The sequence below is a fragment of the Leifsonia sp. 466MF genome, from assembly GCF_900100265.1.
Classification (GTDB): domain Bacteria; phylum Actinomycetota; class Actinomycetes; order Actinomycetales; family Microbacteriaceae; genus Leifsonia.
Genome location: NZ_LT629696.1, coordinates 1731093 through 1751730, shown reverse-complemented (window position 1 = coordinate 1751730; position 20638 = coordinate 1731093). Strand labels below are relative to the sequence as shown.

Annotated in this window: 22 protein-coding genes; 15 read left to right on the top strand and 7 right to left on the bottom strand. The window is 69.5% G+C overall.

Annotated features, from left to right (window positions below):
- Window positions 1-7: 7 nt before the first annotated feature.
- From BLR91_RS08390 to BLR91_RS08360, 7 genes are all read left to right on the top strand, one after another.
- Window positions 8-1324, top strand: coding sequence for an MFS transporter (locus tag BLR91_RS08390; RefSeq protein ID WP_089875764.1), 1317 nt, complete (start codon window positions 8-10; stop codon window positions 1322-1324).
- A 61-nt stretch (window positions 1325-1385) separates the two neighbouring features.
- Window positions 1386-3674, top strand: coding sequence for a glycoside hydrolase family 3 C-terminal domain-containing protein (locus BLR91_RS08385; RefSeq protein ID WP_089875766.1), 2289 nt, complete (start codon window positions 1386-1388; stop codon window positions 3672-3674).
- Between the two features lie 80 nt (window positions 3675-3754).
- On the top strand, window positions 3755-4507 hold the full coding sequence (locus tag BLR91_RS08380) for a methyltransferase (protein ID WP_089875768.1): 753 nt from the start codon (window positions 3755-3757) through the stop codon (window positions 4505-4507).
- A gap of 118 nt (window positions 4508-4625) precedes the next feature.
- On the top strand, window positions 4626-5693 hold the full coding sequence (locus tag BLR91_RS08375) for a zinc-ribbon domain-containing protein (protein WP_089875770.1): 1068 nt from the start codon (window positions 4626-4628) through the stop codon (window positions 5691-5693).
- 116 nt (window positions 5694-5809) lie between these two features.
- The gene (locus BLR91_RS08370; RefSeq protein ID WP_018190973.1) at window positions 5810-6238 is read left to right on the top strand and encodes a VOC family protein; all 429 of its coding nucleotides are present in this window, start codon (window positions 5810-5812) and stop codon (window positions 6236-6238) included.
- A gap of 27 nt (window positions 6239-6265) precedes the next feature.
- Window positions 6266-6850 carry a universal stress protein gene (locus tag BLR91_RS08365; protein ID WP_231918860.1) on the top strand — a complete coding sequence of 195 codons (585 nt, stop codon included), beginning with the start codon at window positions 6266-6268 and terminating at the stop codon, window positions 6848-6850.
- 50 nt (window positions 6851-6900) lie between these two features.
- On the top strand, window positions 6901-7587 hold the full coding sequence (locus BLR91_RS08360) for a YrhK family protein (protein ID WP_089875774.1): 687 nt from the start codon (window positions 6901-6903) through the stop codon (window positions 7585-7587).
- Here BLR91_RS08360 and BLR91_RS08355 read toward each other — a convergent pair.
- Complete coding sequence (locus tag BLR91_RS08355) at window positions 7552-7776, bottom strand: hypothetical protein (protein WP_231918859.1); 225 nt, start codon at window positions 7774-7776, stop codon at window positions 7552-7554. The two genes, BLR91_RS08360 and BLR91_RS08355, sit on opposite strands and share 36 nt — an antisense overlap.
- Window positions 7777-7895: 119 nt before the next feature.
- Here BLR91_RS08355 and BLR91_RS08350 point away from each other — a divergent pair, with 119 nt between their 5' ends.
- Entirely contained in the window at window positions 7896-8783 is an 888-nt protein-coding gene (locus tag BLR91_RS08350; RefSeq protein WP_089875778.1) for a class II glutamine amidotransferase, read from the top strand.
- Window positions 8784-8832: 49 nt separating this feature from the next.
- Here BLR91_RS08350 and BLR91_RS08345 read toward each other — a convergent pair whose 3' ends face one another.
- A complete protein-coding gene (locus BLR91_RS08345; protein WP_089875780.1) occupies window positions 8833-9318 on the bottom strand; it encodes an FBP domain-containing protein in 486 nt (161 codons plus the stop codon).
- A 270-nt stretch (window positions 9319-9588) separates the two neighbouring features.
- Complete coding sequence (locus BLR91_RS08340) at window positions 9589-9987, bottom strand: hypothetical protein (protein ID WP_089875782.1); 399 nt, start codon at window positions 9985-9987, stop codon at window positions 9589-9591.
- 194 nt (window positions 9988-10181) lie between these two features.
- On the opposite strand from BLR91_RS08340, the gene BLR91_RS08335 reads away from it, so the two are divergent.
- Window positions 10182-10571: a RidA family protein gene (locus BLR91_RS08335; protein ID WP_020074777.1), complete on the top strand. Its 390-nt coding sequence runs from the start codon at window positions 10182-10184 to the stop codon at window positions 10569-10571.
- Window positions 10572-10589: 18 nt separating this feature from the next.
- Here the strand turns inward: BLR91_RS08335 and BLR91_RS08330 are convergent, their stop codons facing one another.
- Window positions 10590-10805: a hypothetical protein gene (locus BLR91_RS08330; protein WP_018190982.1), complete on the bottom strand. Its 216-nt coding sequence runs from the start codon at window positions 10803-10805 to the stop codon at window positions 10590-10592.
- A gap of 321 nt (window positions 10806-11126) precedes the next feature.
- On the opposite strand from BLR91_RS08330, the gene BLR91_RS08325 reads away from it, so the two are divergent.
- From BLR91_RS08325 to BLR91_RS08315, 3 genes are all read left to right on the top strand, one after another.
- On the top strand, window positions 11127-12992 hold the full coding sequence (locus tag BLR91_RS08325; RefSeq protein WP_089875784.1) for a sensor domain-containing diguanylate cyclase: 1866 nt from the start codon (window positions 11127-11129) through the stop codon (window positions 12990-12992).
- A 194-nt stretch (window positions 12993-13186) separates the two neighbouring features.
- Window positions 13187-13930, top strand: coding sequence for a class I SAM-dependent methyltransferase (locus BLR91_RS08320; protein WP_089875786.1), 744 nt, complete (start codon window positions 13187-13189; stop codon window positions 13928-13930).
- Window positions 13931-14021: 91 nt separating this feature from the next.
- Entirely contained in the window at window positions 14022-14384 is a 363-nt protein-coding gene (locus tag BLR91_RS08315; protein WP_018190985.1) for a YciI family protein, read from the top strand.
- A gap of 210 nt (window positions 14385-14594) precedes the next feature.
- Here BLR91_RS08315 and BLR91_RS08310 read toward each other — a convergent pair whose 3' ends face one another.
- The 3 genes from BLR91_RS08310 to BLR91_RS08300 all read right to left on the bottom strand — a co-directional run bounded on the left by BLR91_RS08310 (window position 14595) and on the right by BLR91_RS08300 (window position 18066).
- Complete coding sequence (locus tag BLR91_RS08310) at window positions 14595-15305, bottom strand: hypothetical protein (protein WP_231918858.1); 711 nt, start codon at window positions 15303-15305, stop codon at window positions 14595-14597.
- A 146-nt stretch (window positions 15306-15451) separates the two neighbouring features.
- On the bottom strand, window positions 15452-16156 hold the full coding sequence (locus BLR91_RS08305; RefSeq protein WP_231918857.1) for a hypothetical protein: 705 nt from the start codon (window positions 16154-16156) through the stop codon (window positions 15452-15454).
- Window positions 16153-18066 carry an alpha/beta hydrolase gene (locus BLR91_RS08300; RefSeq protein ID WP_231918856.1) on the bottom strand — a complete coding sequence of 638 codons (1914 nt, stop codon included), beginning with the start codon at window positions 18064-18066 and terminating at the stop codon, window positions 16153-16155. The genes BLR91_RS08305 and BLR91_RS08300 overlap by 4 nt, the downstream gene beginning before the upstream one ends.
- A gap of 523 nt (window positions 18067-18589) precedes the next feature.
- Between BLR91_RS08300 and BLR91_RS08290 the strand changes: the two genes are divergently transcribed.
- From BLR91_RS08290 to BLR91_RS08280, 3 genes are all read left to right on the top strand, one after another.
- Window positions 18590-19537 (top strand): RNA polymerase subunit sigma-70, encoded by a 948-nt coding sequence (locus tag BLR91_RS08290; RefSeq protein WP_089875794.1) that lies wholly within the window; start codon window positions 18590-18592, stop codon window positions 19535-19537.
- 162 nt (window positions 19538-19699) lie between these two features.
- Window positions 19700-20263 (top strand): dihydrofolate reductase family protein, encoded by a 564-nt coding sequence (locus BLR91_RS08285; protein WP_089875796.1) that lies wholly within the window; start codon window positions 19700-19702, stop codon window positions 20261-20263.
- Window positions 20264-20330: 67 nt separating this feature from the next.
- A complete protein-coding gene (locus tag BLR91_RS08280; protein ID WP_231918855.1) occupies window positions 20331-20603 on the top strand; it encodes a VOC family protein in 273 nt (90 codons plus the stop codon).
- The last annotated feature ends 35 nt before the right edge of the window (window positions 20604-20638 follow it).

The window sequence follows — 20638 nt, the reverse complement described above, 5'->3', positions numbered from 1 at the left end:
TTCGACAATGACGTCAGACACCTCCGTCCCGCTCGGCGAACCCGCCGCCGAGCCGACACCGATCACGACCAACACCTTCGTCGGCACCGCCTCCGGCAACGACGACCCGCCCGCGCCCATCAGGGGCCTCCGCCGGCTGATGGTGTGGATCATCCCCGCCAACCTCGGCATCTACCTGATCTGGGGCGCCCTGCCCGGCATCCTCCTCCCGCAGCAAATCACCCTGCTGTTCGGCGAACAGGACAAGGTCGCCAACCTCACGATCGTGGCGAGCATCGGCGCGTTCGCCGCCATGGTGGCTCAGCCGATCGCCGGACAGATCTCCGACCGCACCCGATCCCGTTTCGGGCGCCGGGCGCCCTGGATCGTCATCGGCTCCCTCGCCGGCGGTCTCTCGCTGATCGGACTCGCTTTCGCGAACTCGCTCATCGGCGTGATCATCGCCTGGACGCTCGTGCAGATCTGCTACAACTTCGCGCAGGGCCCGCTCACCGCGATCATGCCCGACCGCGTGCCGCTGAAGCGCCGCGGCACGTTCGCCGCCCTCTCCGGGATCGGCCTCATGGTGGGCGCGCTCGGCGGCCAGATCGTCGGCGCGCTGTTCTTCAACAGCCTCACAGTCGGTTACATCTTCTTCGCGGCGTTCTCGCTCGTCGTCCTGAGCCTGTTCGTCCTGTTCAACCCGGATTACTCAAGCGCTCGGCTGGACCGCGAGCCCTTCACGCTCGTCGACTTCCTCAAGACCTTCTGGGTGAACCCGGTCGCGCACCCCGACTTCTTCTGGGCGTTCACCGGCCGTCTGCTCCTGTACACCGGCTACTTCGCGGTGACCGGGTTCCAGCTCTACCTGCTCACCGACTACTTCCACGTCGACCACCCCGAGCAGATCATCCCGCTCCTCGGGCTTCTCAGCCTCGTCGGCATCATCGTGTCCACCGTCGTCTCCGGCCCCCTGTCGGACCGGTTCGGGCGCCGCAAGCCGTTCGTCTTCGCCTCCGCCGCCGTCGTCAGCCTGGGATTCCTGCTGCCGTGGCTGTGGCCGGACGTGACCGCGTGGATCATCATGACGATCATCGCCGGCTTCGGGTTCGGGATGTTCCAGGCCGTGGACACGGCCCTCATGAGCGAGGTCCTCCCGTCCGCGAAGTCGTTCGCGAAGGACCTCGGCGTCGTGAACATCGCCGCCACCCTCCCGCAGACCCTCGCCCCCGGCGTCGCCGGCGCCATCGTCCTCGCCTTCGGCTACAGCGCGCTCTTCCCGATCGCGATCGTCCTCGGCATCCTGGGGGCATTGGCCGTCTGGCCCATCAAGGCGACCCGCTGACCCCGACCGACCTCACCGCTTCTCTGCCTCACTGCTCCACGCACCATACGGAAGGAAACACATGACAGACACGACCACGGCGGCCACCGCCGCCGACATCTCCGGGCTCAGCGTCGAGGAGAAGGCCTCGCTCACCAGCGGGGAGAGCTTCTGGCGCACGAAGGCGGTCGGCGACATCCCGTCCGTCATGCTCACCGACGGCCCGCACGGCCTCCGCAAGCAGCGGGAGGGCGGCGATCACCTGGGGATCGGCGACAGCGTTCCGGCGACCTGCTTCCCGCCCGCGGTGGCCCTCGGTTCCTCGTGGGATGTGGAGCTGGTCGAGCGCGTCGGCACCGCGCTGGGCGTCGAGTCGTCCATCGAGGATGTCGCCGTCCTCCTGGGGCCGGGCATCAACATCAAGCGGTCGCCGTTGTGCGGCCGCAACTTCGAGTACCTGAGCGAGGATCCCATCGTCTCCGGCGTTCTCGGCGCTGCGCTCGTGCGCGGCATCCAGTCGCAGGGGGTCGGTGCGTCGCTGAAGCACTTCGCCGCGAACAACCAGGAGGACGACCGGATGCGTTCCTCCTCCGACGTCGACCCCCGCCCGCTGCGCGAGATCTACCTGCGCGGCTTCCAGCGCGTCGTCGAGGACGCTCAGCCGCACACCGTGATGTGCTCGTACAACCGCATCAACGGCGTGTTCGCGTCCGAGAACCGGTGGCTGCTCACGGACGTGCTGCGCGACGAGTGGGGCTTCCAGGGCCTCGTCGTCTCCGACTGGGGAGCGGTCAGCGACCGGGTCGCCGCCCTGCGCGCCGGGCTCGACCTAGAGATGCCGGGCAACGCCGGGCTGAGCGATGCCGCGGTCGTCGCGGCGGTGGGCGACGGCTCGCTCGACGAGTCCGTGCTGGATGCGTCGGCGGCCCGGGTGGCCGAGCTCGCGACCCGGTGGGCCGACACGGAGCGCGTGGAGGGTCCGCTCGACGTGGACGCCCACCACGCGCTGGCCCGGGAGGCGGCCGGCCGATCCATCGTGCTGCTGAAGAACGACGTCCCGGCGTCCGATGACCGCCCGCTCCTCCCGCTCGCCGCCGACCGGTCGATCGCGGTCATCGGCGCGTTCGCCGAGAAGCCGCGGTACCAGGGCGCCGGCTCGTCGATGATCCGCCCCACCCGGCTCGACGACGCCCTCACGGGCATCCGCGCGGTCGCCGGGGATGTCGCCTACGCTCCCGGGTTCTCGCTCGCGGCCGAGGTGGATGCGGACGAGTCGTCGCGACTGCGCGACGAAGCGGTCGCGGCCGCATCCACCGCCGACGTCGCCGTGGTCTTCGCCGGGCTGCCCGCACGGCTGGAGTCCGAGGGCTACGATCGCGACGACATCGACCTGCCGGCGGACCAGCTGGCCGTCATCGATGCTGTGGTCGCGGCCAACCCGCGCACGGTCGTCGTGTTGTCCAACGGCGGCGTGGTGACGCTCCCGTTCTCGCGGACCGTCCCGGCGCTCGTGGAGGGCTGGCTGCTCGGTCAGGCGGGCGGCTCCGCGACCGCGGACGTGCTGTTCGGCGCGGTCAACCCGTCGGGCAAGCTCACCGAGACGGTGCCGCTGCGGCTGGAGGACACCCCGGCGTTCCTCAACTTCCCGGGCGAGGAGGGACACGTCCGGTACGGCGAGGGCCTGTTCGTCGGCTACCGCTGGTACGACGCGCGCCGGATGGAGGTCGAGTACCCGTTCGGACACGGCCTCTCGTACACGACCTTCTCGTACGGCGACGTCAGCGCATCCGTGACCGCATCCGGTGACATCGAGGTCCGCCTCACCGTGACGAACACGGGGGAGCGCTCCGGTCGCGAGGTCGTGCAGGTGTACACGTCGCTGGCCGGGTCGCACGTGCAGCGTCCGCCGCGGGAGATCAAGGGCTTCAAGGTGATCGAGCTCGAGCCGGGCGCCTCCGGTGAGGTCGCGGTGACGGTCCGGCGAGAGGACCTGGCGTACTGGGATGTTCGCGCCGACCGCTGGGTGGTCGAGGGCGGCGAGTACACGATCGAGGTGGGCGCCTCAAGCCGCGATCTTCGGGCCAGGGTCCTGGCCGCGGTCGACGGAGACGAGGTGCGGCTGCCGCTCACGCGCGAGTCGTCGCTCGGCGAGGTGCTCGCGCATCCCGTCGCCGGCCCGATGGTGCAGGGAGCGCTGGCGGGGATGTCGGAACTGCTCGACGGCGCGTCGTCGATCATGCCGGAAGGCGTGTCGATGGAGCGGATGATGGCGTCGTTCCCGATCGGACGCGTCGGCATGATGTCCGGCGGCCAGGTGACGCCCGACATGATCGACGGGCTGCTCGCCGCCGCGAACGCGCAGCAGCAGTGACGCCGGCCCCGGTCCGTCGAGTCCAGCTCGGCGGGCCGGGGCATCGTCCTGCCGAGCTGCCGCGTAGATAGGCTGGCGGCATGCCCGAGGGACCCTACCGCTGGTTCGTCTACGCCGAGATCGCGCTGGCCGTCGTGACGTTCGTCGCGCTGCTGTTCATCGTCGCGCCGTACGGCGGGCGGCACGGGCGCGGTGGATGGGGCCCCACGGTGCCCGCGCGGGTCGGCTGGGTCGTCATGGAGGCGCCCGCGTCCATCCTCTTCGTGGTGTTCTACCTGCTCGGATCGCACCGCTTCGAGCCGGTGCCGCTGCTGTTCCTGGCGCTCTGGCTCGTGCACTACGTCTACCGGGCGTTCGTCTACCCGTTCCTGATGCGCTCCGGGTCGCGCATGCCCGTGCTCGTGATGCTGCTCGCGATCGGCTTCAACCTGCTGAACGCGTGGGTCAACGCGCGATGGATCTCGGAGTACGGGAGCTATCCCGTGTCGTGGCTGGCGGACTGGCGGTTCTGGGCCGGCGTCGTCCTGTTCGCGGGCGGGCTGACCCTGAATGCGCGCTCCGACCGCACGCTGCGGCTGTTGCGACGGTCGGGGGGCGGATACCGCATCCCTCAGGGCGGCGGCTTCCGGTACGTCTCCAGCCCCAACTACCTCGGCGAGATGATCGAGTGGACGGGATGGGCGATCGCCACCTGGTCTCTCGCGGGCACCGCATTCGCGCTGTACACGTTCGCGAACCTGGCGCCCCGGGCGTTCGCGAACCACCGCTGGTACCGGGAGACGTTCCCGGATTACCCCTCCGAGCGGCGCGCTCTCCTCCCGTTCGTGCTCTGAGCCGCGCGCAGATTCGTGCCGAATGTGCGCTCTGGCGCCGCGAAAGCGCACATCCGGCACGAATCGCGGGGCTGCAGTGACGGTGGTGCGTTCTAGCCTCGGGATGAGGAGGGATGCCGTGCCGGAGAGCGTCGAGCAGTGGTGGGCGCGCCGCCAGTGGTCGAAGGGCGTCGCCGTGCCCTACGAGGTCGGGCGGTACCGCACCGACTGGGAGCGGTATCCCGTGCTCGTCCGCCAGTACCACCCCGACCTCAACCATGGGATCACGCTGACGCAGGTGCCGCCCGCGGCCGACGTCTACCTGGTGTGGGAGTGCGACTCCGGTCACCGGTTCGTCGCGACCCCGGAGGAGCAGCGGGCTCGGCCCGGTGGAACGCGGCGTCGCTCGGCGTGGTGCCCGCAGTGCGCCGAGGCTGCGGCGCCGAAACCGGTGCGGGCAGTGGAGCCGGACGCCGGACTGCACGTGTGCGGCCACGCCCGCGACCTTCGGGGGATCGAGAAGGACCCAAGCGACGACCGCTGCTATCTCTGCCGCCGGCTCGATCGCGAAGCGCTGACGCGCGAGCAGCTGGTGAGCATGGCCGCCCCCGGATCGCGCGTCGCCGTGTCGAACGCGAACAGCACGGCGGGGACGTTCTCCTGGCAGTGCGAGAAAGGGCATCCGTCGTACCAGACGAGCATCGAGCGCATCCTCGGCGGCAGGAGGTGCCCGATCTGCCGGCATGCTCGTGCCGGGGCGGACGCGGTGCCGGTCGGCGAGGCGTTCGTCAGCCGCTGGGCGCCGACGCCCGCCTCCGCGGCCGAACCGGAACTGAAGCGGCGTCTCGCCGAGCGGTTGGACATCGACTTGTCGAAGAACGCCGTCCGTGTCGCGAAACCGTTCCACTCCCATCTGGAGGTGTGGCCCGACATCCTGCTGCCCGAATTCCGCGTGGCGATCGAGTACGACACCACCGGGAGGCACGGTCTGGAGCACGTCGGTCCGCGCGAGACCTCGGACCGTCGCAAGGACCGTCTGCTGCGCGCATCGGGATGGGAGGTGGTGCGCGTCCGCTGCGGCAAGCTGCAGCCGATCGGCCCCTACGACGTGCACGCCGGCGGAATCACCGACGCGTTGGTGGACCGGATCGTCGCGCGGCTGGGGGAGATCCGCGGCGACCTGTTCGTCGCGGCGTACCTGCGCTGACCGCATCGCATGCCTTCCCGCGCGTGAAGGCTCTGGTCCCGGGCGGCGGGTGCTCGCTACGCTGGGCGGCGAACCGGCACCTACCGGCTCTCCGGAGCTCTCACGAGGAGGACACCATGCCGTCGACACTCAACCCGTACCTGAACTTCCGCTCGTCCGCGCGCGAAGCAATGGACTTCTACCAGTCGGTCTTCGGCGGAGAGGTGCAGCGCAGCACCTTCGCCGAGTTCCAGATGGCTCAAGACCCGGCCGACAACGACCTGATCATGCACTCGCAGCTGACGACACCGGGCGGCTTCACGCTCATGGCTGCGGACGTCCCGGCGCACATGGACTTCACCGAAGGCAGCGCGATCAGCATTTCGCTGAGCGGCGACGACGAGGCCGAGCTGACCGGCTACTGGGAGAAGCTCATCGACGGCGGCACCGTGGTCGAGCCGCTCAACAAGGCGCCCTGGGGCGACAGCTTCGGCATGGCGGTCGACCGCTTCGGCGTGCAGTGGCTGGTGAACATCGCCGGGACGCCGCAGGCGGCGGAGGCCTAGGCCGGCGCCGGATCGGCGGTGGTCGAGATGGACGAGCCTCCCGCGGATGCTGACCCGGACCGGAGCGACCCGGACCCGAGCGACCCGGACCCGAGCGACCCGGACCCGAGCGGCCCGGACCTCAGTGGCGCGATCATCGTCGGGGTGCACCGCGGCCAGGCCCGGGCGGTGCTCGACGAAGCGGCGCGCCTGGCGGTCGAGTTCGAGCGTCCGCTGCTGTGCGCGTACGTCTCGGAGGACAGCTACCTGACCGAATGGGATCCATCCGACGTCGCGGGGGAGTCACTGCACCCCACGGAGGTCGGATCCGGCGAGGGCGAAGCGGTCCTCGCACTGTCGGCCGCCATCGGATCAGCGCTCGACGAAAGGCCGGACAAGCCCTCGAACTGGGCGCTCCGCCTGCTCGCCGGCGATCCGGCCAAGGCGCTCGCACGGCTGGCCGTCGAGGTCGACGCGCGGATCATCGTGGTCGGCACGCACCGCCGCGGGTTCTCGCACACCCTGGAGAACTGGCTGGCCGGATCGGTCGGAGCGCACCTGACGCACGACCAGACCGTCCCGGTCGTGGTCGTGCCGGTGACGAGAGACCGGAACGGTCCGACGCTCGCGTGAGCCGAACGACCCACTGCCGCCGAACGCATCCCCCGCTCTAGTCTTCGACCATGCCGGCAGAACGCGCCATCCGACTCAGGCGGGAGGCCTGGGGATTCGCGATCGGGTCGCTGTTCTTCCTGATCGGCGCAGTGCCGTACTACCAGGAGGCGGTCGGCCCGGTCATCGCCGCCGTCACGTTCTTCGTCGGCGCGTTGTTCTTCACGGCCGCCGCCTTCGTCCAGCTGGCGCTGAGCGGCCGAAAGCCGCCACGACGCGGAGGCGAGCGCCCCGACCTGTTCGACTGGTGGGCGGCCGCCATACAGTTCGCGGGCACCCTGTTCTTCAACGTCAGCACCACAGAGGCGCTCCTCACCGCCGCCAACGATGCGGCCCGGGTGGGTACTGGCTGGCGGCCGGACGCTTTCGGCTCGATCTGCTTCCTGGTCGCCAGCGCCCTCGCCGTCGTCGCGACCGTCGACCGGGACCGCCTGTGGGATCCCCGCGCACGCACCTGGCACGGCACCTGGCTGAACATGCTCGGCTCCGTGCTGTTCGCGTTCTCCGCCGTCGGCGCCTACGTCATCCCGTCGACGGGGTCGCTGGTGAGCCTGTTCTGGGCGAACGTCGGCACGTTCCTCGGCGCGGCGTGCTTCCTCGTGGCCGCTGTGCTCAGCCGTCGCTCGATCCCCGTGCGGGCACGCCGCCGGGACCGGAGGCGATCAGGACCGCAGAGCGTCCAGAGCGGCGTCGAATGAACGGAAATAGGTGCGCTGGCCGGGCCGGCCGATCTGCGTCACCTCGAACATCCCCTCCAGCTGAAGGATGAAGCCGACCACGTCCGGAGCACCGAGCTCGGCGAACCGGGTGTCAGTCACCCGCCATTCGCGGTTCGAGATCTCCGTCACCTCCAGCCCCTGACGGAGGAACCGTGCGTGCGTCTTCATGTGTCCAGCCAAGTAGACCGAGCGTTCCGCGGCCATCCCTTGACAGCTCCAGGACGGCGTGGTCGGCTGCCGCGCCGTCGGCGGAAGTGGTGTATTCCCGCGGCTGCCGGACCGGGGCTATGGTCAAGCCGTCCGCAGGGCCCACCACGTTCGAGGAGGTCGTCATGTGCCGCTGGCTTGCATACTCGGGGGAGCCCCTGAAACCCGCCGTCCTCATCCTGGACGCGCAGCACTCCCTGGTCGCCCAGTCGCTCAACTCGCCGCTCGGCGCGGAGACCGTGAACGGCGACGGCTTCGGTTTCGGCTGGTACCCGGAGGATACGAGCGAGGGCAATATCCCCGCGCTGTTCCACAGCATCGAGCCGGCGTGGCACGACGAGAACCTGCACGAGCTCACCAACGCCATCGCCAGCCCGCTGTTCTTCGGGCACGTGCGGGCCGCGGCGCATCCGCCCATCCAGCAGTCGAACTGCCATCCGTTCCGCTACGAGAACTGGCTGTTCATGCACAACGGATTCCTCGACGGCTTCACGAAGATGAAGCGCGACCTGGCATTCTCGGTCGACTCGGAGCTGTTCCCGCTCATCCAGGGGACGACCGACACGGAGACCCTGTTCTACGTGGCCCTCACGATGGGCCTGATGGACGACCCGGTCGCCGGCCTCGGGCGGGCGCTGCGATTCGTCGAGGAGACCGGGCATAAGCACGGCATCCAGTTCCCGGTGCAAGGGACGTTCGCGGTGTCCGACGGGACCAGGATGTGGGCGTTCCGCTACTCGTCCGCCCAGCGCAGCCGCTCGCTCTTCCACTCGGTGGCCGTGCCGGAGCTGCGGGAGATGTTCCCGGATGCCGCCCGGCTGGACGTGTTCGGCGACCACGCCAAGGTCGTCGTCTCCGAGCCGCTCAACGACATGCCCGGCGCCTTCGTGGAGGTGCCGGAGAACACGGTCGCCGTGCTGGACGACGATGGATACCGGCACGAGCCGTTCCTGAGTGAGGCGGCCTGACGGGGCCGCCTCACCCAGGTCCTACTCGCCGGCTCTCACCGGACGGCTCTCACTCGGCCATCACCCTGCGGACGAACGCGTCGACGTGCTCCCGCAGAGCCTCGATGCGCGCGTGCCGGGCCGCCTCGACGTCGAAGCCGACGTAAGCGGTCGGCGGTCGCTTCCGGACGTTGGCCGAGCACTGGAACTCGGCGCACACCAGCGTGCCCAGGGTGTTGCCGTTGCGGCCCGCCTTCCCGGCGCGCTTCGCGATGAAGAAGAGCACCTCGTTGGGCAGTTGCACGTCTTCGCACCAGGAGCACTGCGGACGCGATCGGACGCGGCCCTCCGCCTGGCGCAGGAGGACGCCGACGGGCTCGCCGTCGATCTTGGCCACGACGTACCCGAGGGCGGGCAGCTTGCGGTCGCGCCAGCCGAGGTAGTCGATGTCGTCCCAGCGCACCTGCGCCAGGTCGGGGATGGTGAGCTCCTTGCGCTCGCGCTGGGACGCGTTGACGAAGGAGGAACGGAGCTGCTTCTCGGTCAATGGATGCATGAATGAACGCCTGACATGTCTGAAACCGTCATCGGTCGAGCCGATGGGGGAAATGGTCCGCGCGCGGGCATGCCGCGGCAGCGGATCGCGCGCCGTGCGCGCGAGAGATCACCGAAACGGGGTCAGAACGCTCTGACGCCGGCGCTGAGTGCGCCGACGACCTCCAGACGCCCGGCGGCCGCGAGGGCGGCGTCAGGCTGCGAGATGAGCGGGTTCACACATCCACTCTACCGGGGGCTGTCAACAGCGAGGCGCGACAGCCGCCCGGGATCAGGCCCGGCGGAAGTGCGGGCGCGCCGCGGGCAGCCACATGAGCACGGCGGCGACGACGACGATGAGAACGACGAGCAGCCCGAGCAGGTCGCCGGTCAGGAGCGACGGGATGCCGGTGAGCAGAACCACCACGCCGATGACGGTGAGCACGATGCGCGCCCAGTTCGCTCCGCGCAACAGGTAGATCGCGAGGAACACGCGGAGCGCGGAGCCGATGATCGCTCCGGCGACGGAGCCGGCGGCGATCCCGCCCGCGTCCGGCGCGCCGCCGAACAGGCCGGGGAGAAGGAGGGCGAACGCGATCAGGCTCACCACCGTGCTGGCGATCCACAGCCAGAAGGAGGCGGTGATGACGGTCGGTGCGGTGCGGGCGGCGGTGGAGAGCGGCTGAGACACGGGATTCCTCGGGGTCGGGGACGGGGACGGTACGGCGGAGCGAGGCGTCCGCCCTTCCTCAGTCATAGTCGGCAGGCGCGCCGGATCCGTCAGTCGCGGGGGAGGAACCGTACCCGACTGCTATTCGGCAGCCGCGGTGTCAGGGGTCGGCGGGACACTGGAGACTCACCAGACGTCACCAGGGAGGACGCGCCATGTCCGAGACACCGACCCCCGTCGACCCGCCCCAGCTGTACCGCAGCCCGGCGTTCGCGCAGGGGATGATCGTCCCCCCAGGTCCGCTGCTCTTCGTCGGCGGCCAGAACGGGGTGGATGCGGAGGGCGCCCTGCTGGACGGCCTCGCCGCTCAGACGGAGCAGGCGCTCCGCAACCTCCTCGCCGTGCTCGAAGAGGCAGGCAGCGGGCCCGAGCAGGTCGCCAAGCTCACCATCCACCTGGCGCCCGGGATCGACCCGACCGACGCGTACGGGGCGACGCGGGCGGTGTGGGGCGACCAGCGGACCGCGGTGACGGTGCTCACCGTCGCGCCGGCGCGGCCCGGTGCGCTGGTGGAGATCGACGCGGTGGCGGCGGTTCCGCGCTAGGCGGCCACTGGTCGCTCGCTACTCGTCCCGCTCATCCGGCCCGTCGAACTCGGACAGCTCCTCGACGACCTCCTCGCCCTCGAGTCCCGTGTCGTCACGGCCGCCGTCGTCGGCCGCTTCGTCGCCGGTCGGGCCGCGGAAGGCGCCGGTCCCTTCGTCGAGGGTGCCCTGGCCGTCGGGGTAACCGGCGTCGTCGGGGTATTCGGAGCGGTCGGTGTTCGCTGTCTCGTCCATGTGCGTCCTTCCGTGTCTGTAGGCATCATCCACCGCCCGGCACCCGCAGCACACCCCCGGCTCGTCCGCTGCTCCGCTCCGCGGCGGAAACGGAGGTGCTGATCGGCGGGGCGGGTCGCGTCCCCTCCCTTTCTCGCGACACACCGGGAAGCCGACCAGTATCTCCTCCCTTTCGCGCGGCGGCGGAAAGGGAGGAGACATCAGGCGGCGCGACGGATGTCCGCCCCGGTCACGCGGCGCGTGGGTCTGGGCTAGGGTCGAGAGGTGGTGGATGGTGGTGCGGTTCCCGACGCGTCGGAGCTTCGGAGACTCACGGAGTGCGTGAAGGAGCCGATCCGCACCCCGGGCCGGATCCAGTCGTTCGGGATGCTGCTGGTCGTCAGCGCGGCGACCTACGAGATCGTGACCGCGAGCGAGAACGCGGCGCAGTGGCTCGGCCGTTCCGTGTCCGAACTCGGCAGTCCCACCCTGGAGTGGAGCATCGCGGCCGAGACGCACGGCGACCCGGTCCGCGTCGACCTGCAGGGCGAGCCGTACGACGCCATCACGCACCGCCTGGGCGAGCAGGTCGTCATCGAGCTGGAGCCGGCCCCGACCACCCGGGATCTGCCGACCGCGTCCGTGGTCGGCGCGATCCGGTCGCTGGGGCTCGTCTCGAGTGCGGCGGAGCTTCGCCAGGCGGCGGCCGAGGAGGTCAAGCGGATCAGCGGGTTCGACCGCGTCATGGTCTACCGCTTCTTCGAGGACGGCCATGGCGAGGTCGCTGGCGAGGCGTCCGAGCCCGACATGGAGTCGTACCGCGGCCTCCACTTTCCCGCATCCGACATCCCGCAGCAGGCGCGTTCGCTGTACCTGACGAAGCTGTCTCGCCAGATCGTGAGCACCGAGGACCCCGGCACCCCGCTCGTGTCCGTCGACGAGAACGTTCCGCCGCTCGACCTCAGCAGCGGCGAGCTCCGGGCGGTCTCGCCCCACCACCTGCAGTTCATGCGCAACATGGGCCAGGCGTCCACGGTGTCGTTCTCGCTGATCGAGGACGACCGGCTGACCGGCATGATCACCTGCGCGCACAGGACCGAGCGGCGCATGCCCATCCTGCTCCGCCGCGCGCTGGAGGTGCTCGCCACCCAGCTGACCCTGCAGCTCACCGCCCTCGAGTCGATCGCGCGGCTGCGCCGTGACCTCACCATCCGCGAGCAGCGCGCGGCGGTGCTCGCGGGCATCCCGTCGTCCGCTGAACCCCTGCTGACGCTGGTCGACGGCGGCGATGAGCTGTGCCGGCTGGTCGGCGCCGATGGAGCGGTGCTGGCTCTGGATGGGGTGAGCCGCAGCGTGGGCGACGTCCCGACGGTCGACCGCAGTCTGCTGCTCTCCGCCGTCGGGATCGAACCGTTCCACACGAGCGAGCTGCAGCGCACCCATCCCGCACTGGCAGCGCTGATGCCCGGTTTCGCGGGACTGCTCGTTGTCCCGGTCGGCGCTCACGGCGTCCTGCTGTTCTTCCGGCATGAGGTCACCCAGGTGATCCGCTGGCTCGGCGACCAGAGCCCGGAGAACCGCGACACCCCGCTGTCGCCGCGCCGGTCGTTCTCGGAGTGGCGGCAGAGCGTGGAGGGCACGGCGCTGGTGTGGGGAACCATCCCCGAGGAGGCGCGTGAACTGGGACGCGACCTCGCGCGTGCACTCGATCGCCGGCAGGAGGCGCGACTCGCCCAGCTCGCGCTGATCGACCATCTGACGGGCCTGCACAACCGGCGTTCCCTGGAGCGCCGCCTCGAGTCCGCGGTCGTGCAGGGCGACGGCGGCGTGCTGCTGTTCCTCGACCTGGACGGTTTCAAGGCCATCAACGACCGGCACGGGCACGAGACCGGGGACGCCGTACTGCGGACGGTCGCCGAGCGCCTCACCGGGGGCAGCCGCGCCACCGACGTGATCTCCCGGCTGGCGGGCGACGAGTTCGTGGTGCTCAGCGTCGGTGTGACGCCGGAGGACGGCGAGCGGTTCGCCGCGCGGCTGGTGCACGAGATCGCACTGCCGATCGACACCGCGCGCGGCCCGATGACCGTGACGGCGTCGTGCGGCGTGCTGCCCATCGAGGCGGGGCTCACGGCGAAGCAGCTGCTCGACGAGGCGGATGCCGCCATGTATCGGGCGAAGAAGCAGGGCCGCAACCGCGTGTCGCTCTGACCCGCGGTCAACGCGCCCCGGGTCGCCGGCGGACCACCGCATCCACCGTCTTTCGCGGTCGTGCGCGAGTCCGCCACGATGGCGATTGCGCATGGTGGGGGATACGGGATCCGTGCGCAGAGGTGCCCGATGCTTCCGTCGCAACGGGCACCTCGCCACGTCCGCCCGGCGGCGGTCCGCGGTATCGTCGGCGCATGCCCGACCCGATGCATTTCGATCGGCACGCCGACCTGTACGACCGCGCTCGGCCGCCGTATCCGGCTGCGCTGTGGGAGCGGCTCGCTGAGCTCGGGCTGCTGGTAGCCGGCGCGCGGGCACTCGATCTGGGCGCCGGGAGCGGGCAGGCGACCCGAGGGTTGGTGGAGGCGGGGATGGAGGTGACCGCCGTCGAGCCGGGCGCGGCGCTGGCGGCACGGCTCGCCGAACGGTTTCCGGATGTGCGGGTGATCGCGGCGACGGCGGAGGAGGCGGACCTGCCCACCGCATCCTTCACCCTCGCGACGATCGCGACCGCGGTGCACTGGTTCGACCTCGGCGTGGTGCTGCCGAAGCTGCACTCCGCACTGGTGCCGGGAGCACACCTGACGGTCTGGCGGAACGCCTACGGGGACGCTGCCGTGGCGCCGACGCCGTTCCGTGAGCGGGTGCAGGCGATCGTCGACCGGCGGGATGCGCCGCCCCGGCCCGGACCGGACGAGTCGCAGACGGCGAAGTGGGCCCGGCTGCTGGAGTCCGGCGGGTACTTCCGTGCGTCGCATGTGGCCGAGATCGCCTGGGCCATCGACCTCGACGAGGACGGGGTGCGCGGGCTGTTCACGACGTTCAGCGATTGGTCTGAGGCGGAGGCCGAGGAGGCCGCTCGCGCGGTCCGCAACCTCGGCGGGACGGTCACCGAGCACTACCGGACACCCCTCATCCTCCTCGACCGCGTCGGGTGAGGCCGCTCGCATCCCTGCGCCCGTGTCGATTTCCGGCGTGTTCGTTCGACGCCTGGTCAGAAGATGTTCCGACAACAGGAAGGCATGACCGATGAGCCAGTTCATCATTCTCATCCAGGGCGACGCGGACCGATGGAAGGCGATGTCCGCCGACGAGCGCGCGGAGATCGACTCCGCCCACCGCGAGTTCTGGCAGAAGGCAGGGGATGCCGTGGTCGCGTCCGGCGAGCTGCAGGGGCCGGAGACCGCGGTGACCGTCCGGCGCGGTGACGACGGGGAGCCGATCGCGGTCGACGGCCCGTTCACCGAGGCGAAGGAGGTCGTCGGCGGCTTCTACGTCATCGACGTGCCCGACCGGGACGCGGCGGTCGCTCTGGCGTCGGGTCTCGCCGAGGCCCGGCACGACCACAGCGGGGTGCAGGTGCAGCCGCTGGTCGACCACAGCGCGGGCTGAACGCCGCGCGCGCTGCGCAACACAGGGGAGAGGGTTTCCCGGGATGCCGTTCCGTTTCGCGTCGGGTTGAGACGTTTTCGCTGAGAATTCGTATCCGCGTCGGTCCGGCATCCCCGGGCCTCGACAACGCTAACCCGCGGGCCGCCGGGTCCTCAATTCGGAGGACAGAAACCGTCAAGAGTTGACGGGGGGCGTGTCCGCCGTCACGCGTTAGAAGCCCCAGAACCGGTCGTCGGTATCCGCTGCGGTGTCCGTTACGCCGGTTTCTGCTGCCGACGACGGGGTTGGGGTCCAGTAGAGAGAATCGAGCCTCCGTTGCACCCGTTCCTCCGCCCACTCATCGATCGATGGGTCCGCTGAGCATTCCGTGTACACGTCGATGGCCACAAGCTCGGTTGTCGCGGTGAGACCGTAAAAGACCCCGTCGGAGCGCTCCGCGCGGAGCTCAACGCTTGTCTTGCCCGAGGGGGAGGTCCAGTCGACGGTTCTGGTAACGGTGAAGCCTTGGCTCTCCCAGTACGCGGTGAGCGTGTCCGCGATCGGATGCGGATCGTCCTCGAACGCCCCGTGGAAGATGATGGAGGCGACTTGACTCGCATCCTTCGACCCAACACTCCCGCAGGGAGCCAGGCTCACGTTCTCCGAGGCGGGGTCCCACTGCTTGCTCGTCGCTAAGGGCGTGTCCTCCTTCCATCCTTCGGTATCTCCCGTCGCCTCGATTGCAGCATTGGTGAGGTCTACCCACTGCGCCAGCAACTCGGTCATGGTCTTCTCCGGACCTTCGGGGGTACGCGGGACAGGATCACGCAGAGCAGGAACAGACATACATCCTCCTAACAACGACACCGCCACGATCATCACGACCGCGACACAGGACTTCTTCACGTCCCGACCTACGATCGCACCCGCGAGCTGGTTCATCAGGAGTGCCTCATTTCGCCTTCGACTGTCCCGGGCTGGCCGCTCCCGATGAAGGCGACGTGGTCGGTATCCGTAGACACCCGGGTCTCGATTCGGTGGACGGAAACCGTCAAGAGTTGGCGGGGACCCGTTTGCGCTGTCACGCGTCAGAATCCCCAGAACCGGTCGTCGATATCCGCTGCGATGTCCGCGATGCCGGTTTCCGCAGCCGACGACGGTGTCGGGGTCGAGTAGAGAGAATCGAGTCTCCGTTGCACCCGTTCCTCCGCCCACTCATGGATTGAGGGGTCCGCGGAACACTCCGTCAGTACGTCGATTCCTACCTGTTCCGTGGTGGCGGTGAGACCGTAAAAGACCCCGTCAGACCGCTCCGCGCGGACCTCAACAGCCATCCATTCAGTACCGATGGTCGAGTCGACGGTACGTGTCACAGTGAAGCCTTGGCTCTCCCAGTAGGCGGTGAGCGTGTCCGCGATCGGATGAGGATCGTGCTCAAATGCGACGTGGGTAACGATCGCTGAGACCTGAGAAGCGTCGTCCGATGTTGTTGTGGCGCACGGTGCCAGGCCCACCTCTTCGGCGGCCGGGTCCCACGGCTTCTTGTCTTGGATGGGTCCGCGGAACCAGCCCTCGGTGTGCCCGGTGGCCGCGATGGCGGCGTTGGTGAGGTCCTCCCACTGGGTCAACAATTGCGTGATGGTCTTCTCCGGACCATCCGGGGTGTGAGGGACAGGGTCACGCAGAGCGGGAACAGACATACATCCTCCTAACAACGACACGGCTGCTGCCGCGATGACGACCAGGCCCGACAGTCTCGCGACACAGCCCGCAATCCCCGAGATGCCGCTCATCCGGTGGGCCTTACTCCGCCTTCGACCTTCCCGGGTTGGCCGATCGTGATGAAGGCGGCGTTATACAGCGACTCTGTCTTCAGATCGAGGTATCCGTGGCCGACGGGTGCTGTCCCGTTCATCGGGTTCGGGTCGTTCTCGCGTGGGGTCCCGCCAAGCGCACTATGACCTTTGGTCGGTTTCAACACGTCACCGCCGGGAAGGACGGCTCCTTCGGAGGAGAACGATTGCGCGCCGCCCATGACCTTGGGCGGCATCACCAAAACCGCAGTTGCAGCGGCGGCTGCCGGAGAGAAAGCCGCTTCCGGGTTCGGTTCGGCGCGACCTCCGACCGTCGACCCGAAGGGGGCGAGATAGTCCAACGCGGCCGCCGTCGTGTAGATGGCAGCAGAACCACCGGCTTGTTTCACGTGCAGGTCCGACAGCGACGTCACCACCTGCGTGTCGATTCCGGCGGAGCCGAGCATGGTGAACGAGTCGACCGGATGCTTGGTGCGGGTCAACGCATCCGCCGCCATCGTCGTGCCATACGAATGTGCGAGAACTGAGACGTACGCGGGCTTGGCGGCGCGGGCGGCGTAGGTGCCATCCAGTTCCGCTGCGAACCGCCATGACCCGTTCTGCGCTGCCGCCGGATTGTTCACTGTTACCAGGTCCGGGGTGTCATACCCCAACCAGGCCACCACCCCATGCGAACGACCGTCGACAAGGTTCTGCTGGGTGTAGAGGTTCTTCGCGGACCGCGACCACCCCTTGGTCGCGTCGGCGGCGTCGGAGAGCATCCCCGGCGCCGCCCAGGTCACCGTGTCGGACGTGTCCAGATCGCCGTACCCGACCGCGACCATCGGCACCGACGCATCCAGGTTGAAGCAGATCAGCGACGCTGACGGATCGGCAAGGACGTCTCCTAGAGCGGTCAAGACCTTTCGCTGCTGAGGCGTGAGAGCGCCGGGATGCGACCGCGCCTGCTCGTAGACCGTCAGGTTGCAGCGACCGCGTACCGCGTACGGCAGTCCCGCCAGGTTGCCCAGCACCCCGGGCACGGCCGCCTCGAACGCCCGCTGCGCCTCGGGCCCGAGGCCCGTCCACCACTTGGCGACCTGATCCGGGGACGGTGGGTGCTGCCAGAACTGCTGCAGGATCTCCGGGTCATCGGCGACCAGGGTGGCCAGTTCCTGGGGTGTCAGGCTCTTCAGCGTGTCCAGCAGGGTGGCGTTCACGCTCGCCGTCGGTGAGATCTTCGACAGCTTTCCGACCATCGACGCGAACGCCTGCAGTTCCGGCTTCGCGACGGTGGTCAGTGCACCGTGCAACGCCGCATCCAGCGCGTCCGCGAACACCTTCTCGGCCGCGTCGTACTCCCATTTGGCGTCGCGTGCTCGACGCTTCGCATCCTCCAGGCGTTCCTGCGCGTCCTCGACCGCGAACCGCGCCGTCGTCAGGTCTGCGCTGGCCTCCTGCTCCCGCCGGCGGGCGGCCGAGACGTCCCCGGCCGATGGTGTGCTCTTGCCTGGTGGCGGCTTCTCGGTGGAGGCGTACGCCTTCTGCACGGCGACCAGCGCCGACAGAAGGGCGGCATGCTCGGCCCCCAATGCGGCGACGGACTCCTGCGCCAGCTCCAGGTCCGCCAGTGCGTCCTCTGCGTCCCGCAAGGCCCGATCGGCATCGCTCTGTGCGAGCCCCATCGACCCCGACCAGCGGGTCGCCGCCTCAACCCCCTCGGCGTGGCGAGCAGCGACATCCGAGGCCGACGACGTCAACGAACGCAACCTGTCCGAGAACACATCCGCAGCCAAACCCGACCACGACGCCGCACCCAGACGGGTGTCCAGAACGTTCCGCGACACCTCCGCCTGACGATCCAACCGCTCCGACCACGTCCGAAGATGGGTGCCCAGCGCCTCCACCATCTCCCGATCACCCGGCGTCGGATCCGTCCCGAACCCGACCGGCGACCAATCCTCCGCCCTAGAACCCAACGAACTGACCCCCGCCACTCGTCAGGCTCTGGGCGTCTTCGGTATCGCGCCGCTCATACGACGCGGCCGCCTGCTCCAGAGCTCCGGCCAACATCCCGATCAGGTCATCGACGGCCGTCTGACCCGGAACCCAATACGCCTCGAACCGTCCAACGGCTCCCTCCGACACCGCCGATCCGAAACCGTGACCCTCCGTCGCCGAGGGGCGACGGCCCATCACGGCCACCTTCAGCGACGACGCACCCGCCCTCAACTCAGTTGTATCGACCCCGACAGCCCTGACCATCTGCGCTCCAACATTTCAATCGGTATTTCTTGCAGACCGTATCATTCCTCCGCAACACGGCGCGGCGGCATGACCGCAATTGCGGCCGCGTCCGGAGGCCTCGCCGAGCTGTGGGTCCCCGATCAGCGGGCCGCGGCGTGGGCGGCCTGCCGTCACTAGGATCGGCCCATGGCGGCGTTCTCGGAGGCGGACCTGGCGGGCGTCCGCCGGGGTCTGCTCGCGTTCTCGTACCAGCTGCTCGGGTCGCCCTTCGAGGCCGAGGACGCGGTACAGGATGCGCTGGAGCGGATGTGGCGCGCCCGCGACAGCTTCGACCCGGCCCGCGCATCCTTCGTCACCTGGGCCTACCGCGTCGCCCGCAACGTCTGCGTCGACCGGCTGCGGCAGACCCCTCGGCGGCCGCTTCCCCGTGACCTGACGGATCCGGGCATCGAAGTGGGCGCGCCGCTCGTGCCGGCCTTCGACGTTCCCTGGCTTCTGCCCGCGCCGACGGGCTGGGTCGGCCGTGCGGCATCCGACTCGGAGCCTGCCGCGGCGGCGGAGAAGGCGGAGGACGTGCGGTTCGCCGTGACGGCCATGCTGCAGACGCTGTCGCCGCTCCAGCGCGGTGCGTTCGTGCTGCGGGACGTGATCGGGCTCACCGCGGGGGAGACCGCGGCCGTGCTCGAGGTCTCCGTTGCGTCGGCGAACTCGGCGCTGCAGCGGGCTCGCGCGGCGATCCGCGAAGGGACGCGGCGCACACAGCCACTCCGCCCTGGCGTCGTCGAACATTACGCGGCCGCGATCCGGGCCGCCGATGTGAGGGCGTTGGCATCCCTGGTCGCCGACGATGTCGTGTTCGAGATGCCGCCGGTGCCGCAGTGGTCGGTCGGACGCACACCGTTCGCCGCCTTCATGGAGCACCTGTTCGCCTGGCGCGGGACCGCGTGGGCGACCGAGCCGATCGCCGCGAACGGCCAGCACGGCTTCCTGCTGTACCGGGTCACCGAGCAGGGTCGCGAGCCGCATACGGTGCAGCTCTTCGACGGCTCAGAGACCTCCCGCCGCGACGCCATCGCCAGCGTGCTCGTCTACCAGGACCCGCGCCTCTTCGCCCTCTTCGCCCCCACGCGCTGACCACCACCGTCGAGTACGCACAAACTGCACGCTCCGGGGCCCGCAAGCGTGCAGTTTGTGCGGACTCGACGGTGGGGCGGAGAGGGCGGAGATGAGTTCGGGAGCGCTCGTTCGTACGCACGTGTGAACGCAACGAGAACGCGAACAGAAGGAGACGAGCGAATGGGACGAGTGATCGTGGTGCAGTTCATCACGCTGGACGGCGTGGTGGAGGATCCGGACGGCAGCGACGGCACGCCGTTCGGCGGCTGGGCGATGCGGTTCGGGCCACAGGGGGTCGCGGGGGACAAGTTCCGGCTGGACAGCATCCTCGAGACCGGGACGCTGCTGTTCGGCCGCCGCACCTGGCAGCACTTCAGCACCCTCTGGCCGAACCGCGACGACCCGTTCTCGCGGGCGATGAACCGGGCGAGCAAAGCCGTGCTGGCGGGCACGCCGGTGGCGCTGGACGCGTGGTCCGGTTCGGCCGCGGTGGACGGCGGACTGGAGAGCTGGCTCGCACGAACGCTAGAGCAGCGGGATGTGGTCGTCATCGGCAGCGGATCGGTCGTCGCGGAACTGGCCGGGAGGGACGCTATCGACGAGTACCGGTTGCTGACGTTCCCGACCGCGGTCGGGGCGGGCAGACGGCTGTTCGACGCCGCCAGCAGCCCGACTGAACTGCGGCTCGTGTCGGCCGAGCAGGTCGGCCCGGCCGTGCTGTCCGTGCTCGATCCGCGGGGGTGATCACCCGGAACGATCGCCCGAGACGACCCCCGGTTGCTAGCCTGAGCGCCGAAGCGAGGAGGTCCCAGTGGGCGTTCAGGGCATCGGCGGGCTGTTCATCCGGAGCCGTGATCCGGAGGCGCGCGCGGCCTGGTACCGCGAGCATCTCGGGATCGCGGCGGGCTCGGACAGCGTGTGGGAGCAGCAGGGCGGCATGACCGTGTTCGCGCCGTTCCCGGCCGACTCCGACTACTTCGCGGCCGACCAGCCGTTCATGCTGAACCTGCGGGTCAGTGGGCTGGATGAGCTGGTCGCCTCGCTGGAGTCGGCCGGGATCGCGGTCGAGCGGAGGGCCGAGTAGGATGGCGACTACGGCCGGTTCGCCCGGCTACGCGA

What these genes read in the sequence shown, in the direction of transcription:
- BLR91_RS08390 (WP_089875764.1), top strand. Translation starts at nt 8, where the DNA reads ATGACGTCAGACACCTCCGTCCCGCTCGGCGAACCCGCCGCCGAGCCG.
- BLR91_RS08385 (WP_089875766.1), top strand. Translation starts at nt 1,386, where the DNA reads ATGACAGACACGACCACGGCGGCCACCGCCGCCGACATCTCCGGGCTC.
- BLR91_RS08380 (WP_089875768.1), top strand. Translation starts at nt 3,755, where the DNA reads ATGCCCGAGGGACCCTACCGCTGGTTCGTCTACGCCGAGATCGCGCTG.
- BLR91_RS08370 (WP_018190973.1), top strand. Translation starts at nt 5,810, where the DNA reads ATGCCGTCGACACTCAACCCGTACCTGAACTTCCGCTCGTCCGCGCGC.
- BLR91_RS08365 (WP_231918860.1), top strand. Translation starts at nt 6,266, where the DNA reads ATGGACGAGCCTCCCGCGGATGCTGACCCGGACCGGAGCGACCCGGAC.
- BLR91_RS08360 (WP_089875774.1), top strand. Translation starts at nt 6,901, where the DNA reads ATGCCGGCAGAACGCGCCATCCGACTCAGGCGGGAGGCCTGGGGATTC.
- BLR91_RS08355 (WP_231918859.1), bottom strand. Translation starts at nt 7,776, where the DNA reads ATGAAGACGCACGCACGGTTCCTCCGTCAGGGGCTGGAGGTGACGGAG.
- BLR91_RS08350 (WP_089875778.1), top strand. Translation starts at nt 7,896, where the DNA reads ATGGTCAAGCCGTCCGCAGGGCCCACCACGTTCGAGGAGGTCGTCATG.
- BLR91_RS08345 (WP_089875780.1), bottom strand. Translation starts at nt 9,318, where the DNA reads ATGCATCCATTGACCGAGAAGCAGCTCCGTTCCTCCTTCGTCAACGCG.
- BLR91_RS08335 (WP_020074777.1), top strand. Translation starts at nt 10,182, where the DNA reads ATGTCCGAGACACCGACCCCCGTCGACCCGCCCCAGCTGTACCGCAGC.
- BLR91_RS08330 (WP_018190982.1), bottom strand. Translation starts at nt 10,805, where the DNA reads ATGGACGAGACAGCGAACACCGACCGCTCCGAATACCCCGACGACGCC.
- BLR91_RS08320 (WP_089875786.1), top strand. Translation starts at nt 13,187, where the DNA reads ATGCCCGACCCGATGCATTTCGATCGGCACGCCGACCTGTACGACCGC.
- BLR91_RS08315 (WP_018190985.1), top strand. Translation starts at nt 14,022, where the DNA reads ATGAGCCAGTTCATCATTCTCATCCAGGGCGACGCGGACCGATGGAAG.
- BLR91_RS08310 (WP_231918858.1), bottom strand. Translation starts at nt 15,305, where the DNA reads ATGAACCAGCTCGCGGGTGCGATCGTAGGTCGGGACGTGAAGAAGTCC.
- BLR91_RS08305 (WP_231918857.1), bottom strand. Translation starts at nt 16,156, where the DNA reads ATGAGCGGCATCTCGGGGATTGCGGGCTGTGTCGCGAGACTGTCGGGC.
- BLR91_RS08300 (WP_231918856.1), bottom strand. Translation starts at nt 18,066, where the DNA reads ATGGTGGAGGCGCTGGGCACCCATCTTCGGACGTGGTCGGAGCGGTTG.
- BLR91_RS08290 (WP_089875794.1), top strand. Translation starts at nt 18,590, where the DNA reads ATGGCGGCGTTCTCGGAGGCGGACCTGGCGGGCGTCCGCCGGGGTCTG.
- BLR91_RS08285 (WP_089875796.1), top strand. Translation starts at nt 19,700, where the DNA reads ATGGGACGAGTGATCGTGGTGCAGTTCATCACGCTGGACGGCGTGGTG.